Source organism: Rhodovastum atsumiense (genome assembly GCF_937425535.1).
In the GTDB taxonomy this organism is placed as follows: Bacteria; Pseudomonadota; Alphaproteobacteria; order Acetobacterales; family Acetobacteraceae; genus Rhodovastum; species Rhodovastum atsumiense.
On sequence record NZ_OW485605.1, the window covers coordinates 14,373 to 28,589 of the forward strand.

Consider the following 14,217-nt stretch of genomic DNA (forward strand, 5'->3'; position numbering starts at 1 on the left):
GCCTACGAATGGATGCCTTGACGAAACCGGAGATCGATACCGCCGCGCAAGCGAAGCTGGCGCGGCTGGCCCGTGGGGAAAAGCCGCGGGTGTTGGACATGTTCTCCGGAGCTGGCGGGATTTCCCTGGGCTTCCAGAGGGCAGGCTTCCAGATCGACGGCGCCCTTGAGCTGGACGAGCTCGCGGCCTGCACCCATGCCACCAACTTCCACGGGGGCGATCCTGAGCAGCTGAAGCTGCACGCGAAGCCCCGCGACATGACGAAGGTCGAGCCTGAGGAACTGGTCGAGGAGCTCGGGCTGGGCTCGGTGGACAGCGCGATAGACGTCCTGGTCGGCGGGCCGCCATGCCAGGCTTACGCGCGGGTCGGGCGCGCCAAGCTTAGAGAGGTCGCCGAACACCCACAGGCATTCAAGGTGGACCCGCGCGGCAACCTGTTTCTGCGCTATTTGGCGTATGTGAAAGCCCTGCGCCCACTTGCCATACTGATGGAAAATGTGCCCGACATTCTGAATTTTGGTGGGCACAATATCATCGAAGAGATGGTCGAAGCACTTGATGTGCTTGGATATGATGCCCGTTACTCGCTAATCAACAGCGCATTTCATGGCTGCCCACAGATGCGCGACCGCGTTTTCCTTGTCGCCTACCGCAAGGAACTCAAGGTCAAGCCACGGTTTCCCAAGGCTACCCACCACATGGAATTGCCGCCTGGCTATGCTGGTACCCGGGCAGTAGCGCTGCGCTATGTCGACATTCTCGGCGGCGCCGGATACGTCCAGGCCGACCTGGGTGACGAAAGCCTGCCGTTTCCTGTGACCGCCGAAGAGGCGATCGGCGACCTGCCGCCAATCCTTGGCACGTCTGTGAAGCGCGGCGCACGCCGGTTCAGCCGGGCCACCTGGGTCCCCTACCGGGAAGACGTCGAGCCCAGCGATTATGCGTCAAAGATGCGGAACTGGAAGGGCTTCGAGACGGACGGCGGCGTGATCGACCACGCCATCCGCTATCTTCCACGCGACCACTTGGTTTTCAAAGAGATGCGGCAGGGTGCCGAGTATCCGGAGGCACACGCGACCGCCGTCAGAATCGCCCGACGTGAAGCGGTGCGCCTAGGCATCCGGGAGGGCACCAAGGCATACCAGGAACACTACAAAGGGATCGTCCCCCCTTACGACGTCAGTAAGTTCCCCAACCGTTGGTGGAAATTGCGGCCAGACTACCCAGTCAGAACGTTGATGGCCCATCTCGGCAAGGACACCTACAGCCATATCCATTGGGACGGCGGGCAAGCCAGGACGATCTCCGTGCGCGAGGCGGCCCGCTTGCAGGGCTTCCCGGACGCCTTCCGGTTCTGCGGTACCATGAACCCGGCATTCCGGCAGATCGGCAACGCGGTTCCGCCGCTGATGGCGGCTGCCATTGCCAAGATCATGCGCTCCTCTTTGGAATCGGCAGCGAAGAGGTTGGCGGGCAGCTGACAGCTGAGTCCCGTTCGAGCGGAAGGCCCGTCCAGTGGCCTTCCAATGCGAGGCCGGGCGTGATCCAACCGGCGGGTCCTTCAGCAAGGATTCGCCGATGGCCGACGTTCTGTTCCTCAAACTTCTTACCCTCAAGTCAGACCTTGGGTGGTTTCGCGCCATCTACAAGGGTGAGAAGCTGCGAGGTCGCCAGAAGGGCATCACGCTCGGCGCCAAGCTCATCAAGGCGGCTTATCCGGCGATGGTGCCCCGGGAAGCCGCATACCGGACGGCCGTAGCTGCCCAGCAAGCTGCCAAGGCACTTGGGGAAGCCGGACAGGAGATTGTCAAGGCCGAGAAGGTAAAAGCCCGCGAAGCCGGGCACATACCGACTCTGGTTACCATTTACGGTCCTGGCGGCAAGAATGGCTTCAAGGTCGCCAGGCGGATAGTGCTGCAGCGGAAGAACTGGCGACTGGATGGGCAGTTCATCGACGAGCCAGAGAACGAGCCAGGGCGCTTCTACCCCGCCCTCAAGGATGGTGATCTCGCCATCATGGCGTTCAGTGGCATTGAGTTTCCAACGGCCGCCTCTGTGCTCCTGCTGGGCAATAACCCCGCTGATTCCGCCCTCCGCGCCAAGCTGCTTCCCATGGTCAAGAAGAGGGTGAAGTCCATGGTCCGCCTCGACCCGGTCGAGATGCAGGCGCTGGCGGACACGCTCGGGCTTGGGGAAGATCATCCGCTCCGTTCGATGGCGACGGATACCGTGGTCGCCTACGAGATGGAGCAGGCTGCCTTCGGCGACCCCGGCGCTGCCGAAAAGGTCAGAGCGCGCCGCGGCGGGCGGCACATGACCGCCGAGGAACTCGCTGCATCGCTCGAGCGCGCGGCCGCCACCGGGCGTGTGGGCGAGGAAATGGTTGACTGGTATTTACAAGAGCAGACGCCCGCTGGCGCCCCACGTCGGCATCGCCGAATGTGGCCCGACAGCGCGAATCACCCTTACGATTTCGAGATATTTGACGCCACCGTCGCACTCGAAGCCGTCCTGGACGTGAAGTCGACATCGGGCGCATGGACGCTTGAGATGTTCATGTCCATGAGCGAAGTGGAGCATGCGGCCACCAGCACGGTGCCGTATTTCATTTATCGGGTGTCCGAGGTCAGCGAGATCGGCGCTTGGCTGCGCATTTCGGGAGACATCCGGCCGCTGGCCAAAGCCATCTCTGCTGCGTACTGCCCTGCCTATCCAAAGGCCACCCGGGCGACGACAATCGGCATCCGCCCTGCGGACAGCGACATCGTCTGGTCGGATCCAATCCGTCTCGACATTGCCGAGCTGGCTTCGGCTTCTGAGCCAGCCGAAGATGAGGAAGGCGAGGAAGAAGACGAGGAGGAGGGTGACGACGGGCCCGAGGAGGACGACGACACACCTGACACGGCCCCATGATGCGTGTGCGCCCCGGGCCTGCGTCAGGTTGCCGTATGAAGATTCGTCTCCCTGATGATCTCCGTCGCCTCATCCATGCCCAGGGAAGGCAGGTTGGCGAGGTCGATCGTGTACTTCACGGCCACCACGCCGGAAGGCGGCACGAAGTCGTCCGGAAGGCGTGGGAATTCGTCGTCGACCGCGAAGATGGAGGCATCGCGGAGAAAGAACCGCACGAGCTCGCCGGACCTGACCATCTCGTCCGACCAGCCGACGTTCACCAGCTTGGCCATGAACGCGTCCAACGCCGCCGCGTCGCCCCGCAGCTGGTCGGTGACCGCATCGATAGCAGTGGCCAGCGTTTCATTCCCGCCGACGGACTCCTCCACCTGGACGGAGACCACCAGCAGCTGGCAGCCCTCCGGGGCCCGTAGCTGGTCCAGGCGGGAAATCTCATGCTCATGGCGGCTCTTGCGCGTCGTCTTGACCTCCACGTGCAGCCGCTCGCCGACGAAGTCATGTCGCTCGAACTCCGGACCGCTCCACTGGCCGACGGCGGCCGGACCCAGGCAGGGGATCATCAGGCGCTGGAGGACTAACAGTTCGCCAAAGAGGCCGACCTGGGTGGTCTTGTCCATCTCCGGGCGGGCTGGCTTCCATGCCGACTGCCACGCCCGGACGATGGCGCCAACCGCCGCCCATGGATCTCGCCGCTGGACCAGCACGGCGTCCACAACCTCTCGGCAAACGGGGGTGAAGACCCGCTCGTGCGCGGGGGTGGCGGTGAGGTCCAGCACCTGACCGAGGCTCTCGAGGTGGCGATGGCGCACCCTGAGGCCGGTGAGGTCCGGCGGCTTGGGGCCTGCCGGGCCACGCTGGACGGGGACGAGGAGGTGCAGGTGGCCCGCGCTGTCCATGGCCATCAGTACCGGCGTGTCCTTGCCGCCGGCGGTGACCGGCATGGTCGCAAGGGCGTCCTCGGCGACGGGCCTCGCGGCCCTCAGCCCGGCCCATTGCTCGGGAGTGGGGCCCTCAGCCATCGGACACGCCGGAGTTGACGATCCACTTCGTCGCGGAATCGGAGGTGTTGGGCAGGCTCAGCGCGAGGGCGATGACGGCGTCCGTGCTCGTGACCCCCAGGGGTTCCGGATCAAGGGGATAGACGATCAGCAGGCCCTGGGTCGGCGGCCGCGCCCCGCGCATCGCGTCGGCGTCGTAGGAACCTCCCGCCCGCCTGTAGGCGTCCGGCCCGTCCGGTAGGTCGACGCCCTCGTGCCGCGGGTCCGTCAGGATGCCGATGCTTTCGCTGCTGACGCGCGAGCGGCGGGCGAGCCCGACGCGCAGGCCGCCGATGGACGCCTGCCTGGGCGCCTCGCCGGGGGAAGCGACGAAGACCGACCAGTCGGTGAGCTCCCCGGCGGCGGCGCGCTCCGCGATCCAGTCGGCCAGCAGGTCGCTCCGGAAGGCCACAACCTCTTCGTGCACCCAGTAGGCCCTCAGGAAGTCGCAGACGGCCTCCGGGGCGACGTCGCGCAACAAGAGGCCGCCGTGACATGGCAGCGCAGCCGGAAGGCTGGCCAGGAAGCCGTCAGCCAGCGCCCGGTTGGCCTGGAGCCTGCCCGGGTCGGACAGAGGCAGCAGAACCGTCTGGGGGTGCTCCCCTGACCAGGAGTCCTGTCGGGCGACGGCCATGGACGACTTGTTGCGGGCGGTGAGCAGGAGGCTGCTGTGGCCGCGGAGCCTGATCGCCATCTGGTCCGGTCGGCGGCCCGCCCGCCCCAGGGCGACGATGGAATCCCGCATCGACTGCTCGACCAGGGCGAGCTCGGAGAACCAGCGCGCAATCCCGTCAGTCGTCCAGATCCGGATCAGGTCTTCGTAGCCGCTGCGGTAGCCGTACCAACGGGCCATCTGCAGCAGGGTGTCGCACATAGCCGTCGTGCGCAGGAAGTAACTGACCGTCAGCCCCTCAAGGGTCAGCCCCCTGGAGAGCCGGTTGCCGCCGACGGCGACGATGTGCCTGCCGGGCTTTTCCTCGTACTCCAGATCCTCTCCGGTCACGCTGTTGAGCACCAGGATCACCAGCCGCCGCATGACGGCGATGGAGGCGCGCACGACCGCCGCATCGTCCGCAGGGGCGTCCACGCTTGCCCGGAAGGCTTCCCAAGCCTCCTGGAATAGCGGCTCCAGCCTCTGCCCCTGCCGGTCCGCCTCGCGCCACAGCTCAACCTGCTCGCGGATGGCGTCCGCAATGCGCTCCTGGTCCTCGATCCGCTGGCTGACGTGCACCAGCATCGTGTGCGGCTGGCCGTCCAGGGACGGCCGAAGCGAACGCACGCCGCCGGCGACGCAGAACGCGAGGATGGCCTCGCGCAGCGACCCTGGGAGCGCGCCCTGCTCCGCCTGCAGCACGACCTCGGCGGACTTCCGCCGCCGCGCCGGGCGCAGGGCCCGCACGTCGTCGTCAGGAACGGGGCGCAGGACATCCCGTCCCTGGGCGGAGGCGCCGAAGAGCTCCTCGGTTCCCGTGTAGCCATCCGGCCGCGGCAACTGGACCACGAAATCCCTGGGGAACAGATCGTCCCCCACCTCCCGGTCCGCGGCGGCCGGATTGACGAGAAGGTTGGCGAAGGGGGTGGCCGTATAGGCGACGTAGGACGCCTTGGGGATCCGCCCGAGGATGGAGCGGATGAGCTCGTTCGTTCGGGAGGGCGGCGGGCCGTCGTCCTCCTCGTCCTCGCAGACCGCCGGATCAGACGCCCGGTTGCCCCGGGTGTTGATGGACGCCTGGTCGGCCTCGTCGTCGATCAACAGGACCGCCCTGTCGCTGAGGAAGGGCTGGGCGGCTTCAAGCCAGCGGTCCAGCCTGGCCAGGACGCTCACGTTCTTCTTCGCCACGACCAGGAACGCCGCGTCGGACTGCAGGACGCCGGGATCGCATTCCCTGAAGTCCTCCGTCGCGGTCGTGAGCAGCCCCCACTCCCGCCCCGGACCGTCCGTGCCGCCAATGCCAGCCTGGCTGCCGACCAGTTCCCGCTCGAGGCGGAGCTGCGTCTGGGTCCTGAGCGAGTCGTGGATGCCCGAGAGGACGATGACGATGCGGTAGCCAGCGTCCACGGCGCGGGCGGCAACGGCGGTGTAGTTGGCTGTCTTGCCGCTCTGCACGTAGCCGACCACCAGCCCTCGCCCCTGGAACGGGGCCGGGCGCAGGGGGTCGCGAAGATGCCGCAGGACCCGAAGGGATTCCGAGGTCACCGATTCAATCTGGTGAGGCTTCCAGCGCGGGTTGGCGCGGAGCGTCGCCTGCAGGCGGCCCCAATGGGGCCAGGATTCCGGCCCCATCCTGTCCGTCCAGTGCGGCAGGAGGGGCTCGGTCCCGACGACCCGCACCGTCGCCATCAGTCTCCGGTCCTGCCGAGCAGGGATTGCTGGACGCCGATCCTGTCGAGGCTGTCGAGGAAGTCGGCGAGATCGGCCAGCGCGTCCGGATCGCCGGCGATCCGCTTGGCCAGGGCAGCCAGGCTTGGCGCGGCGTCGCTCACCTGCACGTCGCGGCCGCCCGCCAGCCCCGTGCTCACCTTCCACAGGAACTTCCTGGTGGCCACGGGCCTCACCGCGATGCGCGGCGGCGGCTCCCCGCCAGCTGGCGCCGCCCCTGTCGCGCCGGAGCCTGGAGCCTGGCCGGGAACGGGCGGCGTAGTCCTCGGCACAGGCGCCCCGTGTCCGTTCCCCGCGTGTGCGCTGCCGGAGCCGCCAGCGGGCGAACCCGAAGCGGATTTGCGGTACTTCTTCTGGCTGTCCTTGCGGGCAACCTCAGCGATCAGCTTGATCTCCGCCTGCAACTGGCTCGGCAGTTGGACCAGTTGTTTGCTGATGTTGATTTTGAAGGAGTCGTCCAGGACGGTGTCGTAGTTGACGACGACGCGGGCGAGCTTGGTCTTCTCGTCGTTGGTGGACCACATCTGGTGCCAGCCGCCCCATTTGATGAGGCGGTCGTTGCGGTAGATGAACAGGCCCTGCGTCTCGTTTCTTTTGCCGTGCAGGCCGATCAGGTCGATGGCCCTGTCGACCGCCTCCTGCCCCTGGGCGGCATGGTGGGCTTTGATTTCGTCTTCCGACGGTAGCAGGAATGCCTGGATCTGCACCCGGCCGTCCCCGGTGCCGGTAGGGACCCGGATCGACTTCATGTCGTATGGCGAGGCCAGCGGATGGCCGACCGGGTTGTTCGGCTCCACCTTGCGGCCGTTGATCGTGATCGTGACGGGGCGCCGCCCGGCCGCTGTCCCCTCCAGGAAGCGGTGGAACACCAGAGCCAGGTGACGTTCGAGCTCCATGACCTCCGCGGAATGCGGGTCGAGGCCCTTAATCGTCGGCATAGTCTGCGGCGGGCGCATGCTCTTCCAGAGCACGACCGTCCCGTGGTCCGGTATGGCCGTCGCGTCCTGTTCCCAGGTTTCCAGCGGATCCGTGCTCGGGATCCAGTCGTCCATCTCGTTGGCATCCCAGGTCATCCATGCCAGCGGGCCCCCGGCCTTCCTGGTCACGACCGTGAAGACATCTGTCTGGGACCATGAGGCGCCTTTCAGGCCGTACCCGTACTTGCCCAGGCTGTTCGCCTCGTAGCTGGCGTCGCTGCCGATGCGCATGGCTTCCGCAAGCCCGGGCGCATCCATTCCCTCCCCGTTGTCGGCGATGCTCATCCATCGGCCGTGGCCACCGTTCGGAGGCCCGAAGGTGATCGCAATCTCCGTGGCCTTCGCGTTGATCGAGTTGTCCACAAGGTCGGCGACGGCGCTGTGCATCGTGTGGCCAACGGCGGCCAGAATCCTCACGAGCCTCTTGGGGTTGGGAGCCAGTTCCATTCCCTTGCCGCTGCCGTTGGCGGTTGTGGCGCCGCCGCTTTCGATGACGCCCTTCCCGAGCAAGAACAGGTCAGGACGGGCCTTGGCCAGCGTCCGCCAGGCGTGCTCGCCCTCATCGCCGTGCAGGGCGATCATCGCCGAACTCGCCAACCTGCTGCTGTCGCCGTGGGCGAGTATGGAGCGGGCCACCTCGTCATCCTCGGGGAACACCGCCCATGCCCCAGTGGCTGGGGATGTACTCGCGTCGACCTCCATCGCGAACAGACACCCCGGGTCGACGAAGGCGTAGCACTTGTCCCTCGGGCAGTTCCCTTCCAGTCGCCAGTTCTTCTCTTGGCGTTTCAACCAGTGTGGCCTTTCAGCCACACCGGTATCAGTCTGATACCGCATTTCGATATCAATTTTCTCGGTGTCCTTGGCCGCCGGAAAGACGCGGTCAACAACATCCCAATCGAAATTCACAGCGCGCTGCTTGGAGCCTTCTTTTCCCTGCCGCCGATACTCGTGAAACATTCCCAGTTCGCTATGGGTAAGCACGCGCAGAATTAGAAAACGCATTTCTTGTTCGCTCTCGGGGCAGGCAAGGCAACCCTTGTGCCATGGCATCGGATGGGTTGCCACAATATACGTGCCCCACCATCTCGTCAGCCTTCATGGCGCCATGAAGGCTGACGGCCAGCGCTACGGGATGGCCATTCACAGCGGCACCTGCGCGAATGGCACCCCCGCCTTCGCCGCGAATGCCTGCATCGCCTCGGACAGCGGCGGCTCGATGCGAAAGGCACCGTAAGCGGCCCGGAACCCTGCCCAGTGGCGGGTCAGGATGCCGCGGCGCCGGGCACCTTTGGCCAGCCAGATCCAGTCAAGCCACCACCCGGCCTGATTCCGTTCTCGCCACCTGAAACAGCAGGCCCCCTGGATCGTGCCGTCCGGATCGACGAACAGGTGCCCTCGGACTGTGGGTTCCCGCTCCCCTTTGGGATCCCACTGCGGGAAGTCGTACCCCATCTCCCGTTTGAAGGCGACCGCGCGCCGATACATGGCGTCCTGCATCCACCTGGGCGACTTGCTTCCCACTTCCCCCGTCCATCCCTTGGCAAGCGCCGCGGCCGCGCGGGTGTCCGGGGACGGCTGGAGAATCCGCATCGTCTTCTTGTGGTGGGCGCGATGGATGACCCCGTCGTCCGGGTCGCCCTTCATGTAGCTCATGCCGCACTCGTCGCAGCGTGTCAGCTCCGGCTCCGGGCGGAGGCGGTAGCGCGGCGCGTGGACCGTCAGGCGGAGCAGCACGCCGTCCGCCCCGAAGGCCGCCTCGGCGCGGTAGTGCGCTGGCGTCTTCAGGGCCTCGGTCTTCCCTCTCGAATGAACGGCGCCAGCCCGTTCCAAGGTGAGGGGGAACATCCGGTGCCGGCTGTGGGCAAAGTTCAGGACGTCCACCTCCCCGTCGGTCGCCCGCTCAAGCCCTTTCAGGGTTGGAAGGACGGCCGCCACCATCGCCGACGGGTCGACCGCGAAGCCCAGGCGTTCCAGCCAGATCATGAACGCCGCCGCATCCGCCGGCGCCATGGCCTCGCTCCCGCTGAAGTACCGTTGCGTCTTCCGCCCGGTCAGGCGGTAGGCCATGCGGAACGGCACGCCTGCAATCCGCGCAAGCTCTCCGAGGTCCACGTCGCGCAGCCTCTGGTCGTGGTCCTCGATGAGGTCGGAGACGCATACCCTGTCGATCCAGCGGTCCCGGAGAAGATGGGCGATCCTTGTCCCCTCGGCGCCGGCAAACGACCGCTCCGAGGGAGCCTTGAGAGCCGCCCAGATTGCGTCAAGCACATTGGGCGCGACATCCGCGGTCAATACGGCCTCCCGATCACAGGGGCGCCGCGCGCCCGGCACTGTCGTTGCTATTGCAGCCCAATCTGCCCGTACACGGCAAGCTCGCCAGGGCTTCCCGGCGGCGCCGTGCGCCCCCAGGCCGTCCCCTTCACATGAAGGCCGCCATCGCATCGAATCCTTGTCAACATATTGATTTAGATCACTTTTTTCTCGCCGGCCGGCTTGATCTGCGCCTTGGCCGGCCCCAACCTCAGTGTGTCCCCGCTGTGGGGACAGCGTGAGGAGGAGCGGATGGCGACGGGGGAGATGGACGGCCAGGGCCTGAGGGAAGCGCGGATCCGGTCCGGGCTGCCCGTGCGCGAGTGGGCCCGGCGCCTCGGGGTCGGCAAGTCGAGCATCGGCCGTTGGGAGACCGGGCAGCTGCCCGTGCCGCGCAAGATCGCCCTGGCGGTTGTCGGCCTGCAGGCCGAGCTGGCGGCCGCCCGGAATGCCGAGGGAGGGCGGGTCTGATGGGCAAGCGTTACCTCGACATCGACGTCCTGACCGCCGCCAAGGAGCGCATCGCCTGGACGTTCGACCGCTTCCCGGAACGGCTCTACGTGAGCTTCTCCGGCGGCAAGGACAGTACGGTCCTGATGCACCTGGCCTGCGCCGAGGCCCGCAGGCGCGGCCGCCGGATCGGGCTGCTCTTCATCGACTGGGAAGCCCAAATGGAGATGACGATCGCGCACGTCCGGCACATGCTGGCCGAGTACGCGGATTGTATCGAGCCGCACTGGATCTGCCTCCCGCTGCGGACCACTAATGCGTGCAGCCAGATCGAGCCGGAATGGGCGCCGTGGGATCCGGCCAAGCGCGACATTTGGGTTCGCGAGATGCCGCCCGAAGCGTTCCCGGCCGACCGGTTGCCTTTCTTCAAGCCGCACGACACGTTCGAGGAGTTCGTGCGCGATTTCGCCGTCTGGTATTCCGGCGGCAAGCCGACCGCTTGCCTCCTGGGCATCAGGGGCGACGAGGCGAGCACGCGCTACATGGACGTCGTCGACCGCGGCGGCCGGGACCGCATCGACCCCGACACGGGCGAGGTCGTCCGCATCGGTCACGAGCGCCTGGAAGGTCGGTCCTGGACGGTGAAGCTGAACCTGGGGACGGCGGACGCGCCGATCTACAACTGCTCGCCGATCTACGACTGGCGCACCGAGGATCTGTTCACCTACCTGGGCAAGTTCGGGCTGGCCTACAACCCGCTCTACGACATGATGCACAAGGCGGGCCTCAAGCTTTCGCAGATGCGCATCTGCGAGCCGTATGGCGACGAACAGAGGAAGGGCCTCTGGCTCTACCACATCGTCGAGCCGGAGACCTGGCAGAAGGTGGTCAACCGTGTGGCTGGCGCCAACACCGGGGCGCTCTACAGCCGCGAGCGCGGGAACGTCGCCGGGGTCGGCAAGGTCCGCCTCCCGCCCAACATGCCGACCTGGAAGGCGTACGCCGAGTTCCTGCTCGACACGATGCCGCATGCCACGGCGGAGCACTACCGGAGCAAGATCGCCACGTGGCTGCGCTACTACCAGCAGCACGGCTACCCCGACCTCAATATCCCCGACAGCAAGGACGGCGACACGGGGGTCAAGGACGTCGCCTCCTGGCGCCGCGTCTGCAAGTGCCTCATGCGCAACGATTATTGGTGCAAGACCATTGGATTCTCGCCAACGAAGACCCAGAGCTACGAGCGCTACCAGCGCATCATGGCCAGGCGCCGCGAGGAGTGGGGCATCATGGCCAGCGGGGCTTCCTCCGAGGCAGCGTCAACAACTTTCTCGCATTCGGCGTGCGCATGACGCTTGCCTTATGCGCAATAGTTCCTATATATTAGGAACACAAGCCGACGCGAGGTCGGCACGGAGGGGAAGATGACGAAGCACACCGAGACCGCCCTCACCTACGTGACGCTGACCCAGGCCGACGGCGCCGCCTTCTGGGTGAAGCTGGGCCCGCTCGCGACCGATGCGGCGGCCGTGAAGGAGATCGGCAGCCAGATCGTCAACAACGAGCGCTACACCTGGGTGTTCGCCCTTGACGGCGACGAGGTCGTCGGCTGCGGCGCGTTCGTCGCGCCCAGGAAGTCGGGCGACCCGGCGTGGCTGGACTTCGGCTACGTGAAGCCATCGCACCGCTGGCAGGGGATCTGGAAGGAGCTGTTCGACCGCCGCATCGCGCTGGCGCGGTCGGCGGAGGTCACGCACCTGCGCGTCTGCACCCGCGTCCTGGCGCGCGCCCTCGAAGCCCGCGGGTTCGCCACGTACCAGCAGCGCGGCTCGTGGTCCTACATGGAGCGCGACCTGACCGCAGCCCCAACGGCCAAGGCGGCCTGACATGTCGCTGGACCTCCTCAGGACCGCCGGAGAGGCGGCCTTCGGGGCGGACTGGCAGCGGCCGATGGCGCGCGCCCTGGGGCCGCTGCATCCGTCGGGCGCCAAGAAGGAACTCTCCGACAGGCTGGTGCGGATGTGGGTCGCCGGCGACCGCCCGGTTCCTGCCTGGGTGGCTGCGGCGCTCCCGGCGCTCCTCGAGGCCGAGGCTGCCGAACACGACCGCCAGGCCGCCTCGCTGCGGAAGTTGGCGGGCAAGATAAGGGGGAAGGCATCGTGAGCACACAGGACATCGTCGCCCAGGCCAAGGCGCTCTTCGCCGAACTGGACGCCCTGCCGGACGACGCGCGCATGGACGCGGTCAACGAGATCCGGCTGGCGCTGCACGAACACTCGCCGATGCGGAGCGAGCCGGTAGATTGTGTCATCTGGGTCAGGCAGGACGCCGTTCACGCCAACGACTACAACCCGAACTCGGTCGCCCCGCCCGAGATGCGTCTCCTGCAGCTCTCTATCCAGGCGGACGGCTACACACAGCCAATCGTCGCCATGTCGGAGGAAGACGGCCGCTACGAAATCGTGGACGGCTTCCACCGCAACCGCGTCGGCCGCGAGGTCGGCGCCGTCCGGAAGCGCGTGAAAGGGCGGCTGCCGATCGCCGTCATCAACGCGGGCCGGACGTCGCGCGAGGATCGGATGGCCGCCACGATCAGGCACAACCGGGCACGCGGCAAGCACAGCGTCGACACGATGGCCGACATCGTTGTCGACCTCCATCGGCGCGGCTGGGACCAGGAGAAGATCGGCAAGGAACTCGGCATGGACGCGGACGAGGTCCTGCGCCTCAGACAGACGACCGGGTTGGCGGCGGCGTTCGCCGACAGGGAGTTCTCGAAAGCCTGGGAATAGTCGGCGGCTGAGCAGGGCGACCCGGAAGCGGGGCGGTCCCACGGCCGCCCCGCTTCGCGTCAGGCCGCCGTGCGTTCGGCGGCCGCCGCCATCGCCGCGGCGTTGATGTCCCAGCGCCGCAGCAGGGCCCTGGCGATGTCGGCCGGGTCTTCGGCGTACTCGGACGCCAGGTCGGCGGCGGCGTCCACGCCCTCCCACCAGCTCATGATGGAAGCGGCCGCCTCCGGACGGACGCCGACGGAGGACCGCTCCTCGAACGCCGTGGCGAGGTAGATGAGTCCGTCCGGCGACGGCTGCACCCAGGCCAGGCCGCAGCGGAGCCGGACCTTGGCGCCGACATTGGAGAGGATGGCGGCGATGTGCGTGAGGACCGTGCCCTCGGCCATGTGGTCCCACGCGTTGACGAACTGCCACGCCTCGTTCGCGGCCTCGTCGCACTCTCCGTCCTCGAGCATGGCGGCGATCTCGTCCCCGTCCGGCATCCCACACAGAACGAGCTGCTCGGCGACGGCATCGGTGACCGCCCACTCGGAGATGTGTCCGTGCGGGCCGACGGCGCGCAGCATGTCGGTTCCCGTCCGCTCGATGCCAAACAGGCCAGAGGCGTCCATGACGGTCGTCGACAGCAGCTGTGGGATGATGGTCGTGGTCATGGTTTGGTGTCCTTGGTGATGGTGATGGCGGCCGCGCTGCGGGGGCGGCCATTCCCTGTTGCCGGCGGCGAGCCGGATGGGGTCACGCGTCCGCAGCGAACGACAGCGGCGCGGTTTCGGAGTCCCACCGCGCCAGCGCGGCGCGGGCGACCTGTTCCGACTGGCGGCCGAACTCGGACGCCAGGCTTTCCAGGACATCGCTGGCATCCCAGCGGCATGCGATGGTCACGGCGGTCTCGGGGGTCGTGCCGTTTACCGACATCTCACCTGAGAACGCCGCGAGCCTCACGAACCCGTCGCGGCACGGCTGCAGCCGGAGCAGGTAGTCGGGCCGGGCCCCCTCGCAGGGCGAGGGATGCTCGAGGCCGAACAGGGGGAGCGAGTATCCGGCCAGGGCATCAATGATGCCGCAGACCGAGAATTCGGCCTCCTCGTCCCAGACTTCGTCGAACATGCGCGCGTCGGAATCGGTGAGCCTGCCGATGCAGGTCGCCATGAGGTCGGCGGCGATGTCTCTGTTGACGCTCCACTTGGAGGAACGTCCGGTCGGCCCGACGGCGCAGACCGTTCCTGGTGTCGCGCAGCGCAGCCCGAAACTGCCAGACGCGTCCATTACGGTATCGCCGACAGCTCCGGGCAGTCTGTTGATGGTGGTTTCCACTGGCATCTTCCTTTCTCGGCATGCGGCCGCGCTGCGAGGGC

The 14,217-nt window shown here is 67.0% G+C and carries 13 protein-coding genes; 7 read left to right on the forward strand and 6 right to left on the reverse strand.

The window, feature by feature from the left end:
• The first annotated feature begins 8 nt into the window (after window positions 1-8).
• Complete coding sequence (locus NBY65_RS31700; protein WP_150041053.1) at window positions 9-1,481, forward strand: DNA cytosine methyltransferase; 1,473 nt, start codon at window positions 9-11, stop codon at window positions 1,479-1,481.
• 97 nt (window positions 1,482-1,578) lie between these two features.
• The gene (locus NBY65_RS31705; RefSeq protein WP_150041052.1) at window positions 1,579-2,913 is read left to right on the forward strand and encodes a protein NO VEIN domain-containing protein; all 1,335 of its coding nucleotides are present in this window, start codon (window positions 1,579-1,581) and stop codon (window positions 2,911-2,913) included.
• 23 nt (window positions 2,914-2,936) lie between these two features.
• Here NBY65_RS31705 and NBY65_RS31710 read toward each other — a convergent pair whose 3' ends face one another.
• The 4 genes from NBY65_RS31710 to NBY65_RS31725 form a co-directional block, all read right to left on the reverse strand.
• Window positions 2,937-3,932, reverse strand: a complete 996-nt coding sequence (locus NBY65_RS31710) for a PD-(D/E)XK motif protein (protein ID WP_150041051.1) — start codon at window positions 3,930-3,932, stop codon at window positions 2,937-2,939.
• Window positions 3,925-6,291 carry a Z1 domain-containing protein gene (locus NBY65_RS31715; protein ID WP_150041050.1) on the reverse strand — a complete coding sequence of 789 codons (2,367 nt, stop codon included), beginning with the start codon at window positions 6,289-6,291 and terminating at the stop codon, window positions 3,925-3,927. The genes NBY65_RS31710 and NBY65_RS31715 overlap by 8 nt, the downstream gene beginning before the upstream one ends.
• On the reverse strand, window positions 6,291-8,360 hold the full coding sequence (locus NBY65_RS31720) for an ATP-binding protein (RefSeq protein WP_203330493.1): 2,070 nt from the start codon (window positions 8,358-8,360) through the stop codon (window positions 6,291-6,293). Before NBY65_RS31720 ends, NBY65_RS31715 begins: the two co-directional genes overlap by 1 nt.
• Window positions 8,361-8,450: 90 nt before the next feature.
• Window positions 8,451-9,602, reverse strand: a complete 1,152-nt coding sequence (locus tag NBY65_RS31725) for a C2H2-type zinc finger protein (RefSeq protein WP_162530561.1) — start codon at window positions 9,600-9,602, stop codon at window positions 8,451-8,453.
• A 270-nt stretch (window positions 9,603-9,872) separates the two neighbouring features.
• Here NBY65_RS31725 and NBY65_RS31730 point away from each other — a divergent pair, with 270 nt between their 5' ends.
• The 5 genes from NBY65_RS31730 (at window position 9,873) to NBY65_RS31750 (ending at window position 12,862) form a co-directional block, all read left to right on the forward strand.
• Window positions 9,873-10,091, forward strand: a complete 219-nt coding sequence (locus NBY65_RS31730; RefSeq protein ID WP_150041048.1) for a helix-turn-helix domain-containing protein — start codon at window positions 9,873-9,875, stop codon at window positions 10,089-10,091.
• Window positions 10,091-11,422 carry a DUF3440 domain-containing protein gene (locus tag NBY65_RS31735; protein ID WP_150041047.1) on the forward strand — a complete coding sequence of 444 codons (1,332 nt, stop codon included), beginning with the start codon at window positions 10,091-10,093 and terminating at the stop codon, window positions 11,420-11,422. Before NBY65_RS31730 ends, NBY65_RS31735 begins: the two co-directional genes overlap by 1 nt.
• A gap of 72 nt (window positions 11,423-11,494) precedes the next feature.
• Complete coding sequence (locus NBY65_RS31740; RefSeq protein ID WP_150041046.1) at window positions 11,495-11,956, forward strand: GNAT family N-acetyltransferase; 462 nt, start codon at window positions 11,495-11,497, stop codon at window positions 11,954-11,956.
• A gap of 1 nt (window position 11,957) precedes the next feature.
• The gene (locus NBY65_RS31745) at window positions 11,958-12,233 is read left to right on the forward strand and encodes a hypothetical protein (protein ID WP_150041045.1); all 276 of its coding nucleotides are present in this window, start codon (window positions 11,958-11,960) and stop codon (window positions 12,231-12,233) included.
• On the forward strand, window positions 12,227-12,862 hold the full coding sequence (locus NBY65_RS31750; RefSeq protein WP_250266046.1) for an IbrB-like domain-containing protein: 636 nt from the start codon (window positions 12,227-12,229) through the stop codon (window positions 12,860-12,862). The genes NBY65_RS31745 and NBY65_RS31750 overlap by 7 nt, the downstream gene beginning before the upstream one ends.
• 59 nt (window positions 12,863-12,921) lie before the next feature.
• Here the strand turns inward: NBY65_RS31750 and NBY65_RS31755 are convergent, their stop codons facing one another.
• Together NBY65_RS31755 and NBY65_RS31760 are read right to left on the reverse strand one after the other, a co-directional pair.
• Window positions 12,922-13,515, reverse strand: a complete 594-nt coding sequence (locus NBY65_RS31755; protein ID WP_150041044.1) for a hypothetical protein — start codon at window positions 13,513-13,515, stop codon at window positions 12,922-12,924.
• An 82-nt stretch (window positions 13,516-13,597) separates the two neighbouring features.
• Window positions 13,598-14,176 carry a hypothetical protein gene (locus NBY65_RS31760; protein ID WP_150041043.1) on the reverse strand — a complete coding sequence of 193 codons (579 nt, stop codon included), beginning with the start codon at window positions 14,174-14,176 and terminating at the stop codon, window positions 13,598-13,600.
• Window positions 14,177-14,217: the final 41 nt, after the last annotated feature.

What these genes read in the sequence shown, in the direction of transcription:
- NBY65_RS31700 (WP_150041053.1), top strand. Translation starts at nt 9, where the DNA reads ATGGATGCCTTGACGAAACCGGAGATCGATACCGCCGCGCAAGCGAAG.
- NBY65_RS31705 (WP_150041052.1), top strand. Translation starts at nt 1,579, where the DNA reads ATGGCCGACGTTCTGTTCCTCAAACTTCTTACCCTCAAGTCAGACCTT.
- NBY65_RS31710 (WP_150041051.1), bottom strand. Translation starts at nt 3,932, where the DNA reads ATGGCTGAGGGCCCCACTCCCGAGCAATGGGCCGGGCTGAGGGCCGCG.
- NBY65_RS31715 (WP_150041050.1), bottom strand. Translation starts at nt 6,291, where the DNA reads ATGGCGACGGTGCGGGTCGTCGGGACCGAGCCCCTCCTGCCGCACTGG.
- NBY65_RS31720 (WP_203330493.1), bottom strand. Translation starts at nt 8,360, where the DNA reads ATGCCATGGCACAAGGGTTGCCTTGCCTGCCCCGAGAGCGAACAAGAA.
- NBY65_RS31730 (WP_150041048.1), top strand. Translation starts at nt 9,873, where the DNA reads ATGGCGACGGGGGAGATGGACGGCCAGGGCCTGAGGGAAGCGCGGATC.
- NBY65_RS31735 (WP_150041047.1), top strand. Translation starts at nt 10,091, where the DNA reads ATGGGCAAGCGTTACCTCGACATCGACGTCCTGACCGCCGCCAAGGAG.
- NBY65_RS31740 (WP_150041046.1), top strand. Translation starts at nt 11,495, where the DNA reads ATGACGAAGCACACCGAGACCGCCCTCACCTACGTGACGCTGACCCAG.
- NBY65_RS31745 (WP_150041045.1), top strand. Translation starts at nt 11,958, where the DNA reads ATGTCGCTGGACCTCCTCAGGACCGCCGGAGAGGCGGCCTTCGGGGCG.
- NBY65_RS31755 (WP_150041044.1), bottom strand. Translation starts at nt 13,515, where the DNA reads ATGACCACGACCATCATCCCACAGCTGCTGTCGACGACCGTCATGGAC.